The following is a 19071-nucleotide window of genomic DNA, read 5'->3' as shown; positions in this document are numbered from 1 at the left end:
GGCCTCCCCGACGCCCGTTCCTGAGTCCCCCCTTGTCAACTTTCCTCCCCGGAGTTATATAAAAAGAGAAGCCCCGCATGAGGCACCACGTACACACGCAGGCACGGAAGGGAGTGACCAGTGATGCTCATGCGTACCGACCCGTTCCGTGAGCTCGACAGGGTCACGCAGCAGGTCTTCGGCACCATGGCCCGCCCCACGGCGATGGCGATGGACGCCTACCGGTCCGGGGACGACTTCCTGGTCCACTTCGACCTCCCCGGCATCGACCCCGAGTCGATCGAACTCGACGTCGAGCGCAACGTCCTCAACGTCCGCGCCGAACGCAGGTCGCCCGCGCCCCAGGACGCCGAGATGCTCGTCGCCGAACGGCCCACCGGCACCTTCACCCGCCAGCTGTTCCTCGGCGAGACGCTCGACACGGAACGCATCGACGCGTCGTACGAGGCCGGCGTGCTGACCCTGCGCATCCCGGTGGCGGAACAGGCGAAGCCGCGCCGCATCCGGGTCAGCGGAGGCGGCGAACAGCGCAAGCAACTGAACGGCTGACCGCGGAACTGAACGGCCGACCGCGGAACTCAGCGGGTCGGGGCCCGGGAAACGGCCCCGACCCGCACCACCACCCTCGCTCACCCTGACCCGAGGGTTTTACGCCATATCTGAGATGTGAGACGTGTACGAACCGCTGCGCAGGGGATTCGGTTACGGGCGCTACGGCTCGACGCACACCAGCGCCCGCGAACATCGGGATCCGGAGGAGGACGCCGCACATGACGACGACGGTGCCGAATACGACGACACTGCAGCCGAAGACGACGCCGTTGAGGGTACCGACGCCCGCATCGCCGCTGCCCCGCGCGGCCGTGCAAGGGGACGACGGCTGGCGGGCGCTGGTCGATGCGGTGAAGGAGATGGGCCAGTATCCGACGAGAGGGGAGGCGGAGACGGTCACCCGGGTCGTCCTGTCGGCACTCGGCGGCCATGTGATCGGTGAGGAACGCGTGGCCCTCGCCCAGACCCTCCCCGCCGAGGCGGCCTGCGTGGTCGCCTCCCAGATCCCGGCCACCCGCCGTCTGACGGCGGCGGAGTTCGTGGACTCGGTGGCGGCCCGCATCGAGGGCGCGACCCCGGCGACCGCCCGCTGGGACGTCAGCTCGGTCCTGAGCGTCCTGCCGCCCCTGATAGGGCAAGACCTGACGACCCGTATCCTCGCCGAACTCCCGCCGGGCTACGCCCTGCTGTTCGGCCGAGCGGACCTGGCGCCGCACCACTAGCCACGGGGGCCCGCGCCGAGCGCCGACCCCACACAGGGACTGGCGTCGGCCGGGCCACCCGAAGGACACTGCCCTGTGCGCTCCTTGACGACGGCGGACGGCACGCGCCTGGCCTACGACGACCAGAACCCCGGCGGGTCCGGCCCGCCGGTCCTCCTCCTCCACGGCCTGGCAGGCCACCTGGGCGAATGGGACGACCTGACCGCCCGCCTCCTGTCCGGCGGCCACCGGGTGATCCGCTACGACGCCCGGGGCCACGGCGCGAGCACCCGCACCCCGGCGGACATGACCCGCGCGGCGGCGGTCTCGGACGCGGCGACCCTGATCGACCACCTGTCCTTGCCCCCGGTCTCGCTGATCGGCCAGTCCCTGGGCGGCCTGACAGCCCTGCTCCTGGCCGCCCGCCACCCCACCCTCGTCGCCCACTTGACCCTGATCGAAGCCGGCCCGGCGTGCGCCAACCCGTCACTACCGGGGGACATCGCGCGATGGCTGGACAGCTGGCCGGTCCCGTTCCCCACCTTCTCCGCGGCGACGTCCTTCTTCGGCCACGAGGCGTGGGCACGCGGCCTGGAACCACGCGAGGACGGCCTCTACGCCCGCGTCGACCGCGCCACGATGATCGCGGCGGTGACCGAACTGGCCACGGAGAACTACTGGTCGGACTGGTCCCGCATCACCTGCCCAACCCTGCTCCTGCGCGGCGAAAAGGGCACGATGCGCCCGCAGGAGGCGGACGAGATGCAGTCCCGCCGCCCGGAGACACGGGTGGAGGTGCTCGCGGGGGCGGGGCATGACGTGCATCTGGATGCGCCGGGGGATGTGTACGCGGCGGTCAAGGGGTTCCTATGGGAGGCGCAGACCTCAGGCACTTCCGACAGCGGTTGACCACTGTATGAAAGCGCGCCACGCCTCAGCAGGAACAGCTAGGACGTCACCGTCACCCATCTTGGAGTCCCGCACCAGCGTGCCGCTCTCCACATGGGCGCACTCCACGCACTCGGTCCCGCTGCCGCCGCTGTAGGAGGATGTGAACCACTGAGGCGTGGACTGCGCCGTCATGAGAGCTCCCTGCTTATGTGATCGATGATGTCCGCCGAGGACTCGAGGTCGAGTGCCTGTGCGCTGAGGTACTCGAACGCCAACCTATAGCGCTCCAGTTCCTTGGGCTTCTCCATAAAGAGCCCGCCGCTGAGCAAGTCGACGTACACAACGTCCAGTTCAGGAGAGGGACCACGGAGAACGGCGAAGCTACCGACGGCGGCTGCGTGGGCGCCCTTTGAGAAGGGCAAGACCTGGACGGTCACCCGTGGCCGCTCCAAGCTGACCAGCAGGTGACGTAGTTGCTCCCGCATGACGTCAGGGCCGCCCACCTGGCGACGAAGAGCCGCCTCATCGATGACACACCAGATGTGCGGAGGCTCCTCCCGCTCCAGCAGCTCTTGCCGCTTCATACGGATGTCGACCATGTGCTGCACTTCCCGTTCCGGGCATTGAACGTCCGAGGCGCGGTGAACCGCCTCCGCGTAAGCCCGGGTCTGGAGCAGTCCAGGGATGTACATGCAGGCGTAGTGGTCCTCTCGGACCACCTCGTCCTCGAGTGTGAGCATGAGGTTCATGGAGTCGGGGATGGGGTCGGCCAGAGATCGCCACCACCCCTGAATCTTGGCGCCCTTTGCGAGCTCAACCAGGGCGAGCCGTTCCGCGTCTGATGCGCCGTACTCGCGGCACAAAGCATCCACGGCAGGCCACTTAACCGTTCCCTCCTTGGTCTCATAGCGGCTCAGCGTGGCCTTGGAGATGCCGACGCGGGCGCCGGCCTCCTCCAGGGTCAGGCCCTTGGCCTCTCGAAGACGCCGCAAGTCCGCGCCCAGCTGGCGCCTGCGAGTCGTGGGTCCAACTGCCATGCGTAAAGGCCCTCCGTGTCGCTCCAACAGATCGTCGCCGTTGCCCGGGTGGGGCGGCAAGACGGTGTGCGCCGGGGGCGCTCACGAGTTGGCGCGCTCCCGTTGCTGCCCTCAGATTCCTGGTGAGAGTTTCATTTTGAGAGTCTCAGTGCAACTCTATGTGTGTAGCCGACTACATCACGCCATGACTTCAGTGTGAGGGGATGACTTGGATGGACCGTGGAAGCGAGAAGGCCCAGGTGATGACGAGGTTCTGGGAGCTGCCGCTCCTAGCGGAGCCCCACGAGCTGTCCTCTCTGCGGCGGTTGACGCGGCTTCAGTTGGAGCAGTGGCGGCTGTCCGACCTGGTGGAGTCTTCCCAACTCTGCGTCACCGAGTTGGTGTCCAATGTCATCGCCCATGTCGGCCCAGGGACTCCGGTGACCCTTGCCGTCACCACGGACGGACGGTATCTGCGGATCGAGGTCCACGACCCGGACACGCGAGCGCTGCCCACTCTGGTCGAAGCCACAGCCGACAGTGAAGGTGGACGTGGAATGGCTCTCGTAGCGGCCACCGCCGACCGCTGGGGCGTGGAGCTACACCCTGATCGAAAGGTGACGTGGTGCGAGTTAACTGCTGGGCGGTTCATCTTGCCACCGAAGCAGCAGTGCCCACGTGTCAGCAGAGCGCAAGGCTTACTGGATTTGTACGGCGGTCGTGTCGAGCGCAGGCAAAGCAGCGCTGATCACGTGGGCACCGGTCGGCTGTGGCTCACCTGTGCGGAGGAGGCCGCCATCGACATCATCACGGACCTCCTCCACTGGCTTCAGACGCATGGACGGGACGCCGATGACGTCCTCGACCGGGCGCAGACGCACTTCGAGGCTCAGGTTGGCGGCGGTGGCTCGCCGTCGGCTGGCTAATTCGCCGCGATGGCTGCGTACGTCCACACATCGGCTGGCAACTCATGCTCAAGACGCCAGGTGATGCCCATCGGCATACTGCCCTTGTGCTCGACGTACGTGGCCGGGCCGAGGAGCATCCACGGTTGGGGCTTGCCGATATCGGTGTTTTTGTAGCGGCGCATGAAGAGGAGCACGTGGCTGCCCTGCTGGACGTGTTCCTGGTAGCGCAGCCCCGTGGCTGAGTTCTCCGCGGTGGCGTTCTGAGACTCCCAGTGGAAGAGGGTGGGGCTCAGGGCGTAGTCCTTATAGCGGACCGTAGGGGAGAAGTCCTTTTCGTTCTTCTCCAGCGTGATCAGAAGAGCGTCCGTCTTGAGGTCCTCCACCCACTGCACACCCTGTGCGAACGACCGGGGCATCTGGCCGCCGAAGCGGGCAACACCCAGTGCCGCCAAGATTTCGGAGCGATTGTACGCGCTGTGCACCTTGAGCGGAAGGTCGCGGTGGGGCCCAGACAGGTCGATCGGGTAATGATCGGACCGCTCGATGACGTACGCCAGAACTTGCCGCAGTTCGTCACGGACGGCTCGCTGTCCGCGTAGAGCTTCAAGGCCATCCTGGAAGCTCGTGTAGCCGCCTGCATCGTCCCAGAGGTTGAAGAAGAGCATGCGGGCGTACGTCTGATCCTTTGCCGTGAGACTTGCGTAGGCAGGAGCGTCATCGGCCAGCACTCGGAGGTAGGCCTCGGCCCGCTCAGCATCATCGACGTGCAAGAAGGCATGAACACGCTTGAGCAGTGCTGCCTCGCCATCCGGCGCCGAGCCGCTTACCAGTCCCGCCCTACGCAAGACAGTCGTCCAAGAAGTATCGCTCTTGTACAGCTCCTTGATCTCGCGGCGGCTCTCCCGCAGAAAGTCGCCGAGACGAGGCTCGCGGTAGTCCTTGACCTCCTTCACCAACGTCTTGATCGTGGCGCCCAACTGGGCACGGATGTTGCCAAGGATGAGGTCCTTCGCCTTGCCCTCAAGGATGATCTGGCATCCGGAGGGAAGCTGCGGAAAGTCGTGCTCGATGTGGTCGACGAGGCGGTTGCGGGTGAGGTTGGTGAGCGCCCGGAACTGCTCCTCGAATCGGAACTCCGACCGGTGCTGGCCGATGAAGTCGAGGACCGTCACGACCGGTTTCGTGGGGGTGCGACGAAGCCCCCTGCCCAACTGCTGAAGGAAGACGGTGGCGCTGTTGGTTGGCCGCAGCAACAGCAGTGTGTCGACGTCGGGTATGTCGAGACCCTCGTTGAACAGGTCGACGGAGAAGATGACCTGCAGCCGGCCATCTCGGAGGTCAGCCAGTGCCTGGGCGCGTGCGTCAGCCGGTGAGTCGCTGTCGAGGGCGACGGCCGCGAACCCGGCCTGCTGAAAGAAGTCAGCCATGAAGTGTGCGTGAGTCTTCGTCACGCAGAAGCCGAGAGCGCGCATGGCGCCGGGGTTCGCGACCTTGTCACGGATCTGCTTGACGACGATGCGAGCGCGAGCATGGTTGCCGGTGTAGAGGTCGTCGAGGTCGCGATCCGTGTAGGACCCCTGCTGCCAGGTGAGGTTGGTCAGGTCTGTCCCGTCTGGGATGCCGAAGTAGTGGAACGGGCAGAGGAGGTCGTTCTCGAGCGCTTCCCACAAGCGCATCTCCGCCGCGATGCGGCCCTCAAAGAACTCGTCCTGCACGTTGAGCCCGTCCATGCGTTCGGGCGTCGCCGTGAGGCCCAGGAGTTCCTTCGGCTTGAAGTGATCGAGGACCCGTCGGTAGGTGGCTGCCGTGGCGTGGTGGAACTCGTCGATGACGATGATGTCGAAGTGTTCGGGATCGAGTTGTTCGAGTCGCTGCACGTTCAGCGATTGGACGCTGGCGAAGACATGGTTCCAGTCGTTCGGGTCCTGGCCGCCGTAGAGCAGCTCGCCGAAGGATGCGTTGTCGAGCACCTCACGGTATGTGCGGATCGACTGGTTGAGGATCTCCTTGCGGTGGGCCACGAACAGCAACCGGGGATAAGCGTCTGAGAGCTTCTGCTGAAGGTTCCGATAGTCCAACGCCGCCATGACCGTCTTGCCGGTCCCCGTGGCCGCAACCAGAAGATTGCGGTGACGGTCTCGGATCTCACGCTCGACGCGGAGACGCTCGAGCATGTCCCGCTGGTGGGGGAAGGGGCGTACTTCCAAGCCGGAGAGGTTGATCTTCAGGTCGGTTGATGGGCTGCTCCCGCTAGCCTGAGCGAGGGCCTGGTCCAGGCGCTCGCCGTCGGTGTCCGGGTTGTATGCCTCGAATGCGCTGTCGTTCCAGTAGGCATCGAAGGTCGCCTCGAACTTGTTGAGCACCGCGGGTGTGGCTACTGAGGACAGGCGAACGTTCCACTCCAGCCCGTCCAGCAAGGCGGCCTTCGAGAGGTTGGAGCTACCGACATACGCCGTGTCAAAGCCACTCTCGCGCCGGAAGAGCCAAGCCTTCGCATGCAGTCGCGTTGAACGGAGCTCGTAGTTGACCTTGACCTGCGCACCAAAGTCGCGGACGAGCCGGTCTAGTGCGTGCCGATCGGTTGCGCCGATGTAAGTGGTCGTGATGACGCGGATGGGAATGTTTCGCTCCCGTGCGGCACGGAGGGAGTCTTCGAGGACTCGCAGTCCGTACCACTTCACGAACGCGCAAATCAGATCGACATGGTCGGCTGTGGCCAACTCCGCACGCAACTCACTGCCCAGGCTGGGGTCTTCGGGTGAGTTGGTGATGAGGGCGGTTTCCGACAGGGGAGTAAGCGGACGTACGGCGTAGACACCAGGAGCTTCCTGCTCGGCCAGGGCGATCAACTGGCGTGGTCCCTCGAGAATGGCATCCGCGGTACTGGCTTCCGGACCAGCCTTGGTCTCGGTCAACGCCTGCAAGACGCGGTTCGCAACGGTGACCTGCTGATCGCGCGGGACCTGGCTCAGCTCTTGTGCCACCGCCTCACCGATGTAGCGAGCCAGCACGTGAGGGGTGGATTCCGCACTGACCTCGACATCGATGGCCTTCCATCCTGCTGCGGTCAGTCCCCCTATCCGCTCGTGCAGTCCCTCGGTGATGAGCTCTTCATAGACGCCCGCTACCGGCTTCCTCACGCCCCCCGAATGCGCCACCCTGGCCCCCTCTGTCTTGCTGACTTTGACCTGCGCTCTTGCGCACGACCCCACGGCCCTTAGCCCTGATGTCGATCAGTTCTAACAGGTGTCACTGACACCGGGAGCGTCCTTGAGGGAAAGGGGTTGCTTGCGCACGCCCGGTAGAGAGTAGGCAGGGCATGCTGTCGTCGCACCATTGGGCCGCCCGCTTCTTGGGCAGTGTCGTGCTTCCGCGGTCCGAGTAAAGGGCGCTGCGCGTCGCCTTCGGCGATGGCCCTTCGGGCCACCCTTGACTCGGACCGCTCCAGCACGGGGGAGAAGCGAGCGGGCGGCCGAGAGGGGAGCGGGGCCCGGTTGCGTACGGCTCGGTTACTCGGGTGGTGGCCGGTGCGCGGGGACGCTACGGCGCCTCGCATGCACGCCGGGTGGGTTGGCGGCTTGCGGGGCGCGGGTGGGGGCCCTGTCCCGGGCAGGCGTAGTGGGTTCTAGGCGCCGTGACACTCCCCATAAGCCGCCCCCGACCCGCACCAGCACGCCTCTCCCCGCTCCGGGGGCCAGGCCATCGCCCTGCCGCGGGCTGCCAGCGTCGTTGCGTACTGGGGGAGCAGGGTGGCGTCCGAGGGGGAGGCGCCCTCGGATGCGGCGAATGCTTCGTAGGACGGGACCGTGCCTCGGACGATGCCCAGGTTGGGCGTGCCCGACGTCGCCAGTTCGCGCAGGGATGTCTCTATTGTCGCCAGGTGGGCTTCGTAGGAGGGGTACTCCTCGGCGAGGGTCGGGTAGTCGGAGACCAGCTCGGCCAGTTCCGAGGCCGGCCAGTGGAGGACGGCTACCGGGAACGGGCGGGAGAGGGCCTCTCGGTAGGTGCCGAGTTCGGCCTGGAGGCGGGAGATCTCCGCCTGGAGTTCCGCCGGGTTGGAGGAGCCCAGGGACCAGACGCGTTTCGGGTCGTGGAGTTCGTCCAGGGGGACCGGCGCCGTGTGCAGGGTGTCCGCGAGGGTGTCCCAGCCGTCGTGCGGCAGGCCCAGCATGCGGCGGACGCGGTGGCGGCCGAAGAGGAGGGGGCGCGCGGAGTACGGGGGCTCACCCTCCGGGGGGAGCAGCAGGTGCGCGGCCTGCGTGAACGTGTCCTGGGCCGCCTCCAGTTCGTCGTGGGACTCCAGGGCCTCCGCGACGATCACCCACGGCAGCGGATCGCGGGGGGCGGCCACGCGGATGCCCTCGATGATCGCGCGGGCCTCGGCCTCGTGGTCGTACTCCCAGAGGTTCGCGGCCTTGCGGGCGCGGACCAGGTGGGGGTGTTCCAGGGAGTCCCCCGTCGCGAGCAGGCGGTCGTAGAGGGTCGTCGCGGCGGGGCGGTCGCCGGCGAGTTCCAGGTGGGCCGCGGCCCGCAGCAGCAGGGCTTCCGCGTCCTCGGGATACAGGCCGGCGGTCCGCTCCAGGCGTGCCGCTTCGGCGGTGTGGTCGACGTTCTCGGCAGGCGTGTCGGAGCGCATGGGGGACACCGTACTGCCGATGAATGACAAAAGTGAGGTGTCCGCTGGCCAGGGCCGCAGCCCACACCGGAGCCACCCGGGTCCGTCACCCCCGCTCCCGCAACACCCCCACCCCGACCGCCCCCACGGCCGCCAGGGCCGCCGACACCAGCAGGGCGACGTCCGCGCCGTCCGGCAGGCTCTTCGTGGACGTCGCCAGGGCGATGGTGAGGGCCACGCCCGCGCAGGAGCCGATGTAGCGGAACGTCTGCTGGGCGCCGGAGCCCATCGCCGCGCGCTCCGGCGGCACGGACTCGACCGAGACCAGCGGGAGCGCGGCGTTCAGCAGCCCGCTGCCGACCCCGCCGAGCAGCAGGCCCGGCAGCAGGCGCGGCCAGGAGCCGGCCGACAGCGCGCCGAGCATGGTCAGGGCGGCCGCCGCGTGCAGGACGAAGCCCGCCGCCAGCTGAAGGCGCGGCGGGACGCGGCCCGCCAGGCGCCGCGCCTGCAGCGCCACGACGAAGGACAGGCCGGACCAGAGCAGGAACAGCCACGCCGTCGCCATCGCCGACATCCCCAGCGTCCGCTGGAGCAGCGCCGGCAGATAGCTGAACAGGCCGATCACCGCCAGGCCCGTGAACAGGCCGCCCGCCGAGGACGCCAGGAAGCCGGGGCGGCGCAGCAGCGTCAGGTCGATCATCGGGGTGGCCGTGCGGCGTTCGACCACCGCGAACAGGGCGAGCAGGGCGAGCGCGGCCAGCAGCAACAGGCCCACCGGCAGGCGCAGCCAGCCGTCCCGGCCCAGGGTCAGCGCGGCGACCAGGGCCACCAGCGCCGGGCCGAAGGTGAGGGCGCCGAGCACGTCGGGGCGTCCGCCGCGCGGGGCACGGGACTCCGTCAGGGTGCGCGCGGACAGGGCCGCCGTCAGCACGGCGGCCGCGCCGAGGACGCCGTACGCCACCCGCCAGTTCGGCAGGGACCCGGTGAGCAGGGGGCCGACGGCGATGCCGCCGGAGACGAACGCGCCCCACACGCCGGTCGCGTGCAGCCGGCCGCGCGGGGTGGGGAACGCGTGCACGATCAGGCCGAGGCTGCTCGCGAGCAGGGCCGCGCTGGCTGCGCCCTGGGCGATGCGGGCCAGCGTGAACAGCCAGGTGGAGGTGGTCAGCGCGCCGAGGGCCGTGGTCAGGCCGAGGGCCAGGGTGCCGGCGGTGAAGATCCGGCGGCGGCCGTAGTCGTCGGCGAGGCTGCCGGCGACCAGCAGGACGGCGGCGAGGCCGAGCGGGGTGCCGTTCAGCAGCCAGGCCTGCGCGGACAGCGGGGTGTGCAGGTCGGCGGCCGTGTCGGGGAGCGTGACCATCGGCGCGGTGTACGTCATCAGGGCGATGGCCGTGGCGGCGCTGGTCAGGGCGAGCGTGGCGCGGGGGCGGGCGGCGGTGGGAGCGGCAGCCGTCCTCGGGCCGGATGCCGGGGGGCCCGGCGGTGCGGAGGCCGCCTCGACGCTGCCGGGGAGGTCGGAGCTGGGCATGACGGTTTCCTTTCCGGGACGTCTCCGGGGGACCTGCGTGCGGTCCCTGGAGGAGCCGGCCCCGAACGTGACGGTTCGGTCATTGAACCTACGAGGACGCCGTCACCGTAGCAGGGCAGGTTCGGTGATTGAACCTACTGCGGGGAAATCGGTACAGTGGCCTCATGGCACTGGGCAAGGACTACGCGGCGCAGGAGTGCTCGATCGCCCGGGCATTGGAGGTCGTGGGGGAGCGGTGGACGCTCCTCGTCATCCGCGACGCGTTCTTCGGCGTCCGGCGCTACAACGACTTCCTCGTCCACCTCTGCATCCCGCGCGCCGTCCTCGCCGCCCGCCTGCAGAGCCTCACCGAGCAGGGAATCCTGCGAAAGCGCCGGTACCAGCAGTCGCCGCCGCGCGACGAGTACGTCCTCACCGAGCGCGGCATCGGCCTGTGGCCCACCCTGCGCTCGCTCGGCGTGTGGGGTCGCGTGCACTACGGCGAGCAGCCGCTGCGCATCCTGAGGCACGCCACCTGCGGCACCGAACGCGAACTCGGTCCCTACGGCGAATGCCCCGACTGCGGAACCATCGTTCCGGTCCCGGACGTTGTCATGGAGCCGGGGCCGGGACTCGACCCCGACCCGGCGGATCCGGTCAGCCGGGCCCTGCTCCAGCCCCGACGGCTGCTGCAGCCGCTCGAACCGGATCCTGTATAAACGGGAACCGTCACCGGACGGGCCGGACAGGCTGGACGGGGACGTCATCACACGGCGTACGACGAAAAGGGCGGGGGGATCGCCGATGAACCGCGACTGGGCCGGGCTGCGTCCCGTCACCGCGCTGCTCTTCCTCGTCCTGCAGATAGCCCTGCTCGACACCGGCAGCCTCTCCGCCACCGTCGCCCTCGCCGCGACCGCCGCCGTCGGCTCCGCGCTCGCGGTGTGCGCGCTGGCCGCCGCGCTCAGCGTGCCCGTCGTGCCGCCCACCCGCGTGCGCACCGCGATACGCGACCGTGCCCGTCGTACGGCTTTCCTGCCCCAGCGCGATCCCGACGCGCCCGGCCGCCGCCGGCCCAGGGCACCCGGACACGCCCTCCCGGCGACCACCGCGTAGGGCATCCCGCCGCCCCTCCCCACGGGCACCACCACCGTCCCCCGGGCGGACGGGTCCCCCGCGTGGGTCGTCATGCCGATCACCTCGATCGCCTCGATCACATCGATCTCGTCTCATCCGTGTCATCCATCTCATCGATCTGATCGAAGGCGACGATCTCCATCGTTCCGGCACGACGTGACCCCGGAGGGCCACTCACCCATGTCCGTTTTCGCCCACCTCGTCGAGCGGCTCGCCGAGCTGCTCCAGCCCCTGTTCCACGCCTCCGCGGCCGCCGCGGCGATCGTGCTGTTCACGATGCTCGTCCGGCTGCTGGTCCACCCCCTGTCCCGGGCCGCCGCCCGCGGGCAGAAGGCCAAGGCCGCGCTGCAGCCGCGGATCGCCGAGCTGCGCGGCAAGCACGCCAGGGACCCGCAGAAGCTGCAGAAGGCGATCATGGAGCTGCACGCCGAGGAGAAGGTCTCCCCGCTGTCCGGGTGCCTGCCCAGCCTGTTGCAGGCGCCCGCGTTCTTCCTGCTGTACCACCTGTTCTCCAACACCAGCATCGGCGGCGAGACCAACGGACTGCTCGGCCACCAGCTGTTCGCCGCGCCGCTCGGCGACCGCTGGGCGGACGCCCTCGCCGCCGGCGGCCCGCTCGGCGGCGCCGGACTCGTCTACCTGGCCCTGTTCGCCCTGGTCGCGGTCGTCGCCGTGTTCAACTTCCGGCGCACCCGGCGAATGATGGCCGAGAACGCGCCGGTGCCGGTGGCCGGGGCGGGGGAGCCGGTCCCGGGCATCGGCGCCGTCACGAAGGTCATGCCGTTCATGTCCTTCTTCACCCTCGTCACCGTCGCCGTCGTACCGCTGGCCGCCGCCCTCTACGTCGTGACCAGCACGGCGTGGAGCGCCGTGGAACGGGCGGCGCTCTACCGCTGAGCCGCTCCCGCGCCGGACCCGCACAGCTCGCGCCCATCTCACGCCCAGCTCACGCCGCGCTCACCCTACGGTCCAGTACGTGAACCGGGTCTTGCGGAGTGGACTCCCCTCTTGGAGGATCGACCAGTCCTCCGATGGCTGTCGCGCCACGGCCGCACCCGGCGGCGCCATCGGCCGGGCGCCCGCGATCGAGGAAGATGGTGACGACCATGAAGCTGCTGCGAGTCGGTACGGCCGGGGCCGAGCGCCCGGCACTGCTCGACGCCGACGGAACCCTGCGGGATCTGTCGGGCCTCGTCGAGGACATCGACGGCGCGCTGCTCGCCGACGACGCGGCCCTCGGCCGTATCCGCGCCGCTGCCGAGGCCGGTGAGCTGCCCGCGCTGGACGCGACCGGGCTGCGCGTCGGCCCGCCGCTGGGCCGTATCGGCAAAGTCGTGTGCATCGGGCTGAACTACCACGACCACGCCCGCGAGATCGGGGCCGAGCCGCCCGCCGAGCCGGTGGTCTTCTTCAAGGCGGCCGACACGGTCGTCGGCCCGAACGACACGGTGCTCGTACCGAGGCGCTCGGTCAAGACCGACTGGGAGGTCGAGCTGGCGGTCGTCATCGGCCGTACGGCCCGCTACCTCGGCTCGGCGGAGGAGGCGCTCGCGCATGTCGCCGGGTACGCCGTCGCCCACGACGTGTCCGAGCGGGAGTGGCAGATCGAGCGGGGCGGGACCTGGGACAAGGGCAAGAACTGCGAGACGTTCAACCCGCTCGGGCCGTGGCTGGTGACCGCGGACGAGGTTCCCGACCCGCAGGCGCTCTCCCTCAAGCTGTGGGTCAACGGCGAGCTGAAACAGGACGGGACGACAGCCGACCAGATCTTCCCGGTGGGGGAGGTCGTGCGGTACGTCAGCCAGTTCATGACGCTGTACCCCGGGGACGTCATCAACACGGGGACCCCCGCCGGGGTGGCCATGGGGCAGCCCGAGCCGAAGCCGTACCTTCGTTCCGGGGATGTCGTGGAGCTGGAGGTCGAGGGGCTCGGGCGGCAGCGGCAGGAGCTGAAAGACGCCTGAGCGCTCCGCTGGGGGCCGGGGAAACCACGCTTGTCCGTCGGGTGCGGGTGGTCTGTGGCCGGTCGCGCAGTTCCCCGCGCCCCTGGGGACTCACAGTTACCCCAGCAGGGAAGCCAGCCTCCTCCACTCCTCCCTCGGGAGGTTCTCCCTCGGGCCGTCGGCCACCACCTGGAGCGCCATGTGGTCGGCGCCCGCCTTGACGTACGTGTCGATGCGTTCGCGGATCCGGTCCTCCGTCCCCCACGCGAAGACCGCGTCGATCAGGCGGTCGCTGCCGCCGTCCGCGAGGTCTTCCTCGGTGAAGCCGAGGCGCAGGAAGGTGTTCGTATAGTTCGGCAGGCCCAGGTAGGGGGCGAGGGCGCCGCGGGCCAGTTCGCGGGCGCGGGACGGGTCGGTCTCCAGGACGACCTTCAGCTCCGGCGCCAGCAGCGGCGCGCCGCCCAGGGTTTCGCGGGCCTCGGCGGTGTGCTCGGGCGTGACCAGGTACGGGATCGCGCCGGCCGCGCGGTCCCGGGACAGCTGAAGGTTCTTCGGGCCGAGCGCGGCGAGGACGCGGCGCTCGGCGGGGACGCCGGCCGCGTCGAGTTCGTCGAGGTAGGCGGCCAGGGCCGCGAGCGGGCGGCGGTACTGCGAGGCCAGCTTGGCGTGGCTGACGCCGAGGCCCAGCAGGAAACGGCCGGGGCGGGCCCGCTCCAGCTCGGCGAAGCGGGCCGCGGTGTCGGCGGCCGTGTGCTGCCAGATGCTCTGGATGCTGGTGCCGACGGTGATACGCCCGGTCGCCGCCAGCAGCGGCTCGGCGTGGTGGACGGCGCTGCTGCCGCCGAGCCACAGGGCGCCGTAGCCGAGCGACTCCAACTCGGCTGCCGCGTCGGCCAGTTCCTCCCGCCGGGCCGGGTCTTCCGAGCGCAGGCCCACGCTCCAGATGCCGTACCGGCCGATCCTGTCCTGCACCGTGCTCATGGGTCCCTCCGGGCGGGTCCGTGATCATCACGTCTACGGCCAGTCCCAACCGGAGGGATCCCCGGGTTGATTCCCGGCGCACGTCAGATCTTCAGGAACTCCTCAGATCTTCAGAAACTCCTCCAGCGCCTCCACCACGAACCGGTGGTCGTGCAGCTGGGGCAGCCCGGAGACGGTGACCGCGCCGATGACGCCGACGCCCTCCACGGTGATCGGGAAGGAGCCGCCGTGGGCCGCGTACACGTCCGGGTCGAGGCGGGAGGACTCCTCGAAGGTGGTGCCCTTGGCGCGGAAGCGGGCCCCGACCAGGTAGGAGGCGCTGCCGTAGCGCTCCACGACCCGGCGCTTGCGGGCGATCCAGGCGTCGTTGTCGGGCGTGGAGCCGGGCAGGGCGGCGTGGAAGAGCTGCTGGCCGGCCCGGTGGATGTCGACGGCGACCGGGGCCTGCCGTTCGCGGGCCAGGCCGACGAGCAGCGAGCCGAGCGCCCATGCGTCGTCGTGCGTGAACTGCCGGAAGACCAGGCGGCGTTCCTGTGCCTCCAGCTCCTCGATGCTCGGGGTGAGTTCGGGGGTGAACTTCGGGGTCACTGCGCTCATCACAGGTTCACCGCCACTCCGTCGCGGGCCGACCGGCGGGCCGCTTCCAGTACGTCGAGGGCGTCGGCCGCCTCCAGCGCGGTCACCGGGTTGGGGCCGGCGCCGGTGAGGGCCTTCGCCACGGCCGCATAGTAGGCCGGGTAGTCGCCGGGCAGGGTGGGTTCGGCGCGGCCGCCGCCGGTCAGCGGGGACTCCCCGGCGCCGACGCATCCCCACAGCTCCGGCGGCTCCTCGCCCCAGCCGGGACCCGGACGGCGGCCCTCGCGCAGCGCCGCCTCCTGCGGGTCCAGGCCGTACTTGACGTAGCCGGCCTGCGAGCCGAGCACCCGGAAGCGCGGGCCGAGCTGTGCGGCGGTGGAGGAGACGTACAGGTGGGAGCGGACCCCGTTCGCGTGCGTCAGCGCCAGGAACGTGTCGTCGTCGGCCTCCGCGCCCGCGCGCCGGACCACGGACTCGGCGTACACCTGGGTGACCGGGCCGCACAGCACCAGCGCCTGGTCGACGACGTGGCTGCCGAGGTCGTACAGCAGACCTCCGATCTCCGCCGGGTCGCCGGACTCGCGCCAGCCGCCCTTGGGCTTCGGCCGCCACCGCTCGAAGCGGGACTCGAAGCGCCATACGTCGCCCAGCGCGCCCTCGTCGACCAGCTTGCGCAGGGTGAGGAAGTCGTTGTCCCAGCGGCGGTTCTGGAAGACCGACAGCAGCAGCCCGCGCTCCTCGGCGAGCGCCGCCAGCTCGCGCGCCTCGGCGGCGGTCCCGGCGACCGGCTTGTCCACGACGACCGGCAGGCCCGCCCGCAGGGCGGCGGTGGCGAGCGGGACGTGGGTCTTGTTCGGGGAGGCGATGACGACCAGGTCGAGGTCGCCGGCCCGCTCCAGCAGCTCTTCGGCGCCGGCCACGGTCGTCACACCGGGGTGCTCGGTGCGCGCCTGCTCCTGCCGCTCGGTGTTGGAGGTGACCACCGTGTCGAGGGTCAGGCCGTCGGTGGCGGCGATCAGCGGGGCGTGGAAGACGGAGCCCGCGAGGCCGTAGCCGATGAGGCCCACGCGGAGGGGGGTGCCTGTCGTACCAGTCATGCCACCCACTTTCGCAACGCTGTTGCCAAAGTGCAAGCGGCAGGGACAATGGGGGCTGTGAGCGGTACGAACGGTGCAATCAACGGCGACGGCGGCGCGATCGGCGGGGGCGTCAATCTGCTGGGCCTGCGCAGCCACAACACCGCGCTCGTGCTGGAGCTGCTGCGCACGGCCGGCGCCGGGGGCATCAGCCGGCTGGAACTCGCCGAGCGCACCGGGCTGACCCCGCAGGCCGTCAGCAAGATCACCGCACGGCTGCGGGAGCGGGGGCTGGCCACCGAGGCGGGGCGCCGGGCGTCCACCGGCGGCAAGCCGCGCACGGTGCTGCGGCTCGTGCCGGACGCCGGGTACGCCATCGGAGTGCACCTGGACCGCGACGAGCTGCGGGCGGTGCTGGTCGACCTCACCGGCGCGGTCGTCGGGCAGGAGCGGGCGCCGCTGGACCTCGGGGCGGGGGCCGCGGCCGTGCTGGACGGCGTGGAGCGGGCGGTACGGCCGCTCACCGGTTCCGTTGCGGACGGATCGGTGCTGGGCGTGGGCGTCGCGCTGCCCGGGCCGCTCGACCATGTGCGGGGCGTGCTGCACCGGGTGACCGGTTTTCCCGAGTGGGACGGTTTCCCGCTGCGGGACGCGCTCGCCGGGCGCCTCGGCCTGCCGGTCGTCGTCGACAAGGACACCAACGCCGCCGCGCTCGGCCTCGCCGTCGCCGGGGAGGGCGGCTCCTTCGCCTACCTCCACCTGGGCACGGGACTGGGCGCCGGACTGGTCGTCGGCGGGGCCGTGCACCGGGGGGCGCGGACCGGGGCGGGGGAGTTCGGGCACCAGGTGATCCAGCTGGACGGTCCGGTGTGCGGGTGCGGCGACCGCGGCTGCATCGAGGTGCTGTGCCTGGGAGCGGTACGGCGCGGGGAGACGGCGGAGGCCGCGCGGGTGCTCGGCGCCGGCGCGGCCAATCTCGTCGGGCTGCTCGACATCGACGGGGTGCTGCTCGGCGGCCGGGTCGTCGCGCGGGCCCCGGAGACCTTCGTACGCGGGGTGGCGGCGGTCCTCCAGGAACGGGCGGTCCGCGAGGGCACGCCCGGCGGCGCGGTCCCCGTGCGGATCGCCGGGGGCGGGGAATGGGGGGTCGCGTCGGGCGCGGGGCAGCTGGTACTGGGGCCGGTGTTCGGGCGACGGGATGCGTAGGGCCGGACGCGTAGGGGCGGACGCGTAGGGGCGGGTCGTCTTGGGGCGGGACGCGGGCCCCAGCGGCTGGGTGGCCGTTGCTCGTGCCGACGGTCGGATGACTCCCGTCCGCCGTTCGAGGGGCCTGCTCGGTACGCCTCCTCCGCCGCCCCCGGCCACCCCCTCACACTCATGTGATCATGCGACTGTTCCGGCTCACCCGTGTCCCCGCGGCGGCAGCCGCCACGCTGCTGCCCCTGCTTCCGTTACCGGCCCTCACGCCCCCGGCGCACGCCACCCCCACGCTCGCCGCCGCCCCCGCCCCCGCCGCCGACCCCGCCTGCGAGGCCGGGTCCGGCTCCCGTGACTTCCCGCTGAAGGCCCGGATCCGCGGCGGTCCCGCGGCGTACGACGCCGGTGGCGGGTACGGCGTCTGGTATCTGGACCTGACGAACACCACCCGGGGCACCTGCACCGCCGTCCACCCGGTCGTCGTCCTGGTCGACGAGCGGCGTGCCCTGACGGCGGCCCAGCCGCGGCTGGAGTTCGACGACGGCACCCGCACCCGTGGCGTCCGGTTCGAGACGACCGACGAGGACGAACTGGTCGGCGCGTTCGGGGAGACGGACGACTTCCCGGGGTTCAGCGTCGGGCCGCGCCGCACCCTCACCGTGCGCGTGCGGCTGGCGTTCACCGCCGACGCCGTACCCAACGAGGTCACCGCCGAGGCCGCGGTCGTACGCCGGCACAACGACGACGGCGACTGGGTGGGCCAGTCCAACGACTACCGCTTCGCCGTACGGAACGCCTCCGCGCCCCCACCGAGCCGGGACGCCGGCACCGACCCCGGCGGCACACCGCCCGGCCCCGCCCGCACCCCCGCCACCGCCAGGCCCACCCCCGCGCCCACTCCGGCCCCCTCGCCCGCCCCGACCGGCGCGCTCGCCGCCGACGAACTCGCCCGTACCGGCATCGCCGACGGCGCGCTCGCCGCCACCGTCGCCCTGCTGCTGGGCGGCGCCGCGCTGCTGGCGCTGCGCAGACGCCGCTGACGGTGACGGAGGACCGCTGAGGGGGGCGGAGGCACCGCTGACCGGGGGCGGGGGCGCCGCTGACTGGGACGGAGGCGCCGCCGGGCGGGGGGCGGAGGCGCCGCCGGGCGGGGCCGCCCCGTCTGCGACGATCCTCGCGTGGACTACCCCAACGACCAGGCCCCCGGCGCCCCCGTCCGCTCCGGCATCCCGGAGCACGGGCGCATCCCGAAGTACTACGCGGTCAAGGCCCGCGTCGACGGCCTCGTCGCCGAACTCGGCGAGGGCGGCGTCATCCCCACCGAGCGCGACCTCGCCGAGCGCTACGACGTGGCCCGCGAGACCGTCCGGCAGGCGCTGCGCGAGCTGGTGCTGGAGGGCAAGCTGCGCCGGCAGGGGCGCGGCACCGTCGTCGCGGGGCCCAAGCTGGAGCAGCCGCTGTCCCTGGCCAGTTACACGGAGGGCGTGCGCCGTCAGGGCCGTACCCCCGGCCGTGCCCTCGTCACCCTGGACCGCTTCCCGTGCCCGCAGGCCCTCGCCGCCGAGACGGGGCTGACGCGCGGCGAGCCCGTGTGGCACCTGGAGCGGGTGCTGCTCGCCGACGACGAACGGGTCGGCCTGGAGAGCACCTACGTCGCCGTGGCGCGGGTGCCCGACCTGGACACCGGCTTCGAGCCGGACTCCTCCTTCTACGGCTACCTCCAGGGCCGCGGCATCGCGTTCGGCGACGCCGACGAGCGCATCGAGACGGTGCTGGCCACCCCGCGCGAGGCGCTGCTCATCGGCACCCCGCCCGCGCTGCCGATGCTGCTGATCCACCGGGTCTCCCGGGACGCCGAGGGCAGGCCGCTGGAGCGGGTGCGCAGCCTGTACCGGGGGGACCGGTTCTCCTTCACGACCCATCTGCGCGGCTGAAAACAGTCGCCCCGCACTCGCTCCTATGATCACGAAG

19 protein-coding genes are annotated in these 19071 nt (G+C 70.8%); 11 read left to right on the top strand and 8 right to left on the bottom strand.

What is annotated here, in order from left to right; all coding sequences use genetic code 11:
* Window positions 1-123 precede the first annotated feature (123 nt).
* The 3 genes from AC0B9F_RS05190 to AC0B9F_RS05180 all read left to right on the top strand — a co-directional run bounded on the left by AC0B9F_RS05190 (window position 124) and on the right by AC0B9F_RS05180 (window position 2162).
* Window positions 124-549 (top strand): Hsp20/alpha crystallin family protein, encoded by a 426-nt coding sequence (locus tag AC0B9F_RS05190; RefSeq protein ID WP_471998846.1) that lies wholly within the window; start codon window positions 124-126, stop codon window positions 547-549.
* A 221-nt stretch (window positions 550-770) separates the two neighbouring features.
* Entirely contained in the window at window positions 771-1274 is a 504-nt protein-coding gene (locus AC0B9F_RS05185; RefSeq protein ID WP_471998845.1) for a DUF2267 domain-containing protein, read from the top strand.
* Window positions 1275-1349: 75 nt separating this feature from the next.
* Window positions 1350-2162, top strand: a complete 813-nt coding sequence (locus AC0B9F_RS05180) for an alpha/beta fold hydrolase (protein ID WP_471998844.1) — start codon at window positions 1350-1352, stop codon at window positions 2160-2162.
* On the opposite strand, the gene AC0B9F_RS05175 is transcribed toward AC0B9F_RS05180, so the two are convergent.
* Both AC0B9F_RS05175 and AC0B9F_RS05170 read right to left on the bottom strand, forming a co-directional pair.
* Entirely contained in the window at window positions 2139-2336 is a 198-nt protein-coding gene (locus tag AC0B9F_RS05175) for a DUF397 domain-containing protein (RefSeq protein WP_471998843.1), read from the bottom strand. The two genes, AC0B9F_RS05180 and AC0B9F_RS05175, sit on opposite strands and share 24 nt — an antisense overlap.
* Window positions 2333-3181, bottom strand: coding sequence for a helix-turn-helix domain-containing protein (locus AC0B9F_RS05170; RefSeq protein ID WP_471998842.1), 849 nt, complete (start codon window positions 3179-3181; stop codon window positions 2333-2335). Before AC0B9F_RS05170 ends, AC0B9F_RS05175 begins: the two co-directional genes overlap by 4 nt.
* 212 nt (window positions 3182-3393) lie before the next feature.
* Here AC0B9F_RS05170 and AC0B9F_RS05165 point away from each other — a divergent pair, with 212 nt between their 5' ends.
* The gene (locus AC0B9F_RS05165; protein WP_471998841.1) at window positions 3394-4086 is read left to right on the top strand and encodes an ATP-binding protein; all 693 of its coding nucleotides are present in this window, start codon (window positions 3394-3396) and stop codon (window positions 4084-4086) included.
* Here the strand turns inward: AC0B9F_RS05165 and AC0B9F_RS05160 are convergent.
* The 3 genes from AC0B9F_RS05160 to AC0B9F_RS05150 all read right to left on the bottom strand — a co-directional run bounded on the left by AC0B9F_RS05160 (window position 4083) and on the right by AC0B9F_RS05150 (window position 10211).
* Window positions 4083-7226, bottom strand: a complete 3144-nt coding sequence (locus tag AC0B9F_RS05160) for a DEAD/DEAH box helicase (protein WP_471998840.1) — start codon at window positions 7224-7226, stop codon at window positions 4083-4085. The two genes, AC0B9F_RS05165 and AC0B9F_RS05160, sit on opposite strands and share 4 nt — an antisense overlap.
* Before the next feature lie 467 nt (window positions 7227-7693).
* A complete protein-coding gene (locus AC0B9F_RS05155; RefSeq protein WP_471998839.1) occupies window positions 7694-8704 on the bottom strand; it encodes an SEC-C metal-binding domain-containing protein in 1011 nt (336 codons plus the stop codon).
* Window positions 8705-8789: 85 nt separating this feature from the next.
* A complete protein-coding gene (locus AC0B9F_RS05150; protein WP_471998838.1) occupies window positions 8790-10211 on the bottom strand; it encodes an MFS transporter in 1422 nt (473 codons plus the stop codon).
* A gap of 164 nt (window positions 10212-10375) precedes the next feature.
* On the opposite strand from AC0B9F_RS05150, the gene AC0B9F_RS05145 reads away from it, so the two are divergent.
* The 4 genes from AC0B9F_RS05145 to AC0B9F_RS05130 all read left to right on the top strand — a co-directional run bounded on the left by AC0B9F_RS05145 (window position 10376) and on the right by AC0B9F_RS05130 (window position 13291).
* A complete protein-coding gene (locus AC0B9F_RS05145; RefSeq protein ID WP_471998837.1) occupies window positions 10376-10909 on the top strand; it encodes a winged helix-turn-helix transcriptional regulator in 534 nt (177 codons plus the stop codon).
* 85 nt (window positions 10910-10994) lie between these two features.
* Window positions 10995-11306 (top strand): DUF6412 domain-containing protein, encoded by a 312-nt coding sequence (locus AC0B9F_RS05140; RefSeq protein ID WP_471998836.1) that lies wholly within the window; start codon window positions 10995-10997, stop codon window positions 11304-11306.
* Window positions 11307-11507: 201 nt separating this feature from the next.
* Window positions 11508-12224 (top strand): YidC/Oxa1 family membrane protein insertase, encoded by a 717-nt coding sequence (locus tag AC0B9F_RS05135; RefSeq protein WP_471998835.1) that lies wholly within the window; start codon window positions 11508-11510, stop codon window positions 12222-12224.
* Window positions 12225-12433: 209 nt separating this feature from the next.
* Complete coding sequence (locus AC0B9F_RS05130; RefSeq protein ID WP_471998834.1) at window positions 12434-13291, top strand: fumarylacetoacetate hydrolase family protein; 858 nt, start codon at window positions 12434-12436, stop codon at window positions 13289-13291.
* 96 nt (window positions 13292-13387) lie between these two features.
* Here the strand turns inward: AC0B9F_RS05130 and AC0B9F_RS05125 are convergent, their stop codons facing one another.
* The 3 genes from AC0B9F_RS05125 to AC0B9F_RS05115 all read right to left on the bottom strand — a co-directional run bounded on the left by AC0B9F_RS05125 (window position 13388) and on the right by AC0B9F_RS05115 (window position 15924).
* Entirely contained in the window at window positions 13388-14251 is an 864-nt protein-coding gene (locus AC0B9F_RS05125; protein ID WP_471998833.1) for an LLM class F420-dependent oxidoreductase, read from the bottom strand.
* Window positions 14252-14353: 102 nt separating this feature from the next.
* A complete protein-coding gene (locus tag AC0B9F_RS05120) occupies window positions 14354-14848 on the bottom strand; it encodes a heme-degrading domain-containing protein (RefSeq protein WP_471998832.1) in 495 nt (164 codons plus the stop codon).
* A complete protein-coding gene (locus tag AC0B9F_RS05115) occupies window positions 14848-15924 on the bottom strand; it encodes a Gfo/Idh/MocA family protein (RefSeq protein WP_471998831.1) in 1077 nt (358 codons plus the stop codon). Before AC0B9F_RS05115 ends, AC0B9F_RS05120 begins: the two co-directional genes overlap by 1 nt.
* A gap of 48 nt (window positions 15925-15972) precedes the next feature.
* Between AC0B9F_RS05115 and AC0B9F_RS05110 the strand changes: the two genes are divergently transcribed.
* From AC0B9F_RS05110 to AC0B9F_RS05100, 3 genes are all read left to right on the top strand, one after another.
* Window positions 15973-17109 (top strand): ROK family transcriptional regulator, encoded by a 1137-nt coding sequence (locus AC0B9F_RS05110; protein WP_471998830.1) that lies wholly within the window; start codon window positions 15973-15975, stop codon window positions 17107-17109.
* Between the two features lie 179 nt (window positions 17110-17288).
* Window positions 17289-18140, top strand: a complete 852-nt coding sequence (locus tag AC0B9F_RS05105) for a hypothetical protein (protein WP_471998829.1) — start codon at window positions 17289-17291, stop codon at window positions 18138-18140.
* A 138-nt stretch (window positions 18141-18278) separates the two neighbouring features.
* Window positions 18279-19034, top strand: coding sequence for a GntR family transcriptional regulator (locus AC0B9F_RS05100; RefSeq protein WP_471998828.1), 756 nt, complete (start codon window positions 18279-18281; stop codon window positions 19032-19034).
* Window positions 19035-19071: the final 37 nt, after the last annotated feature.

Source organism: Streptomyces sp. NPDC097129 (genome assembly GCF_055668065.1).
This window is presented reverse-complemented; position numbering and strand designations above follow the sequence as displayed.

Coding starts and splice junctions, on each gene's coding strand:
- AC0B9F_RS05105 (WP_471998829.1), top strand. CDS start 17,289: ATGCGACTGTTCCGGCTCACCCGTGTCCCCGCGGCGGCAGCCGCCACG.
- AC0B9F_RS05190 (WP_471998846.1), top strand. CDS start 124: ATGCTCATGCGTACCGACCCGTTCCGTGAGCTCGACAGGGTCACGCAG.
- AC0B9F_RS05140 (WP_471998836.1), top strand. CDS start 10,995: ATGAACCGCGACTGGGCCGGGCTGCGTCCCGTCACCGCGCTGCTCTTC.
- AC0B9F_RS05155 (WP_471998839.1), bottom strand. CDS start 8,704: ATGCGCTCCGACACGCCTGCCGAGAACGTCGACCACACCGCCGAAGCG.
- AC0B9F_RS05175 (WP_471998843.1), bottom strand. CDS start 2,336: ATGACGGCGCAGTCCACGCCTCAGTGGTTCACATCCTCCTACAGCGGC.
- AC0B9F_RS05110 (WP_471998830.1), top strand. CDS start 15,973: ATGGGGGCTGTGAGCGGTACGAACGGTGCAATCAACGGCGACGGCGGC.
- AC0B9F_RS05185 (WP_471998845.1), top strand. CDS start 771: ATGACGACGACGGTGCCGAATACGACGACACTGCAGCCGAAGACGACG.
- AC0B9F_RS05135 (WP_471998835.1), top strand. CDS start 11,508: ATGTCCGTTTTCGCCCACCTCGTCGAGCGGCTCGCCGAGCTGCTCCAG.
- AC0B9F_RS05115 (WP_471998831.1), bottom strand. CDS start 15,924: ATGACTGGTACGACAGGCACCCCCCTCCGCGTGGGCCTCATCGGCTAC.
- AC0B9F_RS05125 (WP_471998833.1), bottom strand. CDS start 14,251: ATGAGCACGGTGCAGGACAGGATCGGCCGGTACGGCATCTGGAGCGTG.
- AC0B9F_RS05170 (WP_471998842.1), bottom strand. CDS start 3,181: ATGGCAGTTGGACCCACGACTCGCAGGCGCCAGCTGGGCGCGGACTTG.
- AC0B9F_RS05120 (WP_471998832.1), bottom strand. CDS start 14,848: ATGAGCGCAGTGACCCCGAAGTTCACCCCCGAACTCACCCCGAGCATC.
- AC0B9F_RS05130 (WP_471998834.1), top strand. CDS start 12,434: ATGAAGCTGCTGCGAGTCGGTACGGCCGGGGCCGAGCGCCCGGCACTG.
- AC0B9F_RS05165 (WP_471998841.1), top strand. CDS start 3,394: ATGGACCGTGGAAGCGAGAAGGCCCAGGTGATGACGAGGTTCTGGGAG.
- AC0B9F_RS05145 (WP_471998837.1), top strand. CDS start 10,376: ATGGCACTGGGCAAGGACTACGCGGCGCAGGAGTGCTCGATCGCCCGG.
- AC0B9F_RS05150 (WP_471998838.1), bottom strand. CDS start 10,211: ATGCCCAGCTCCGACCTCCCCGGCAGCGTCGAGGCGGCCTCCGCACCG.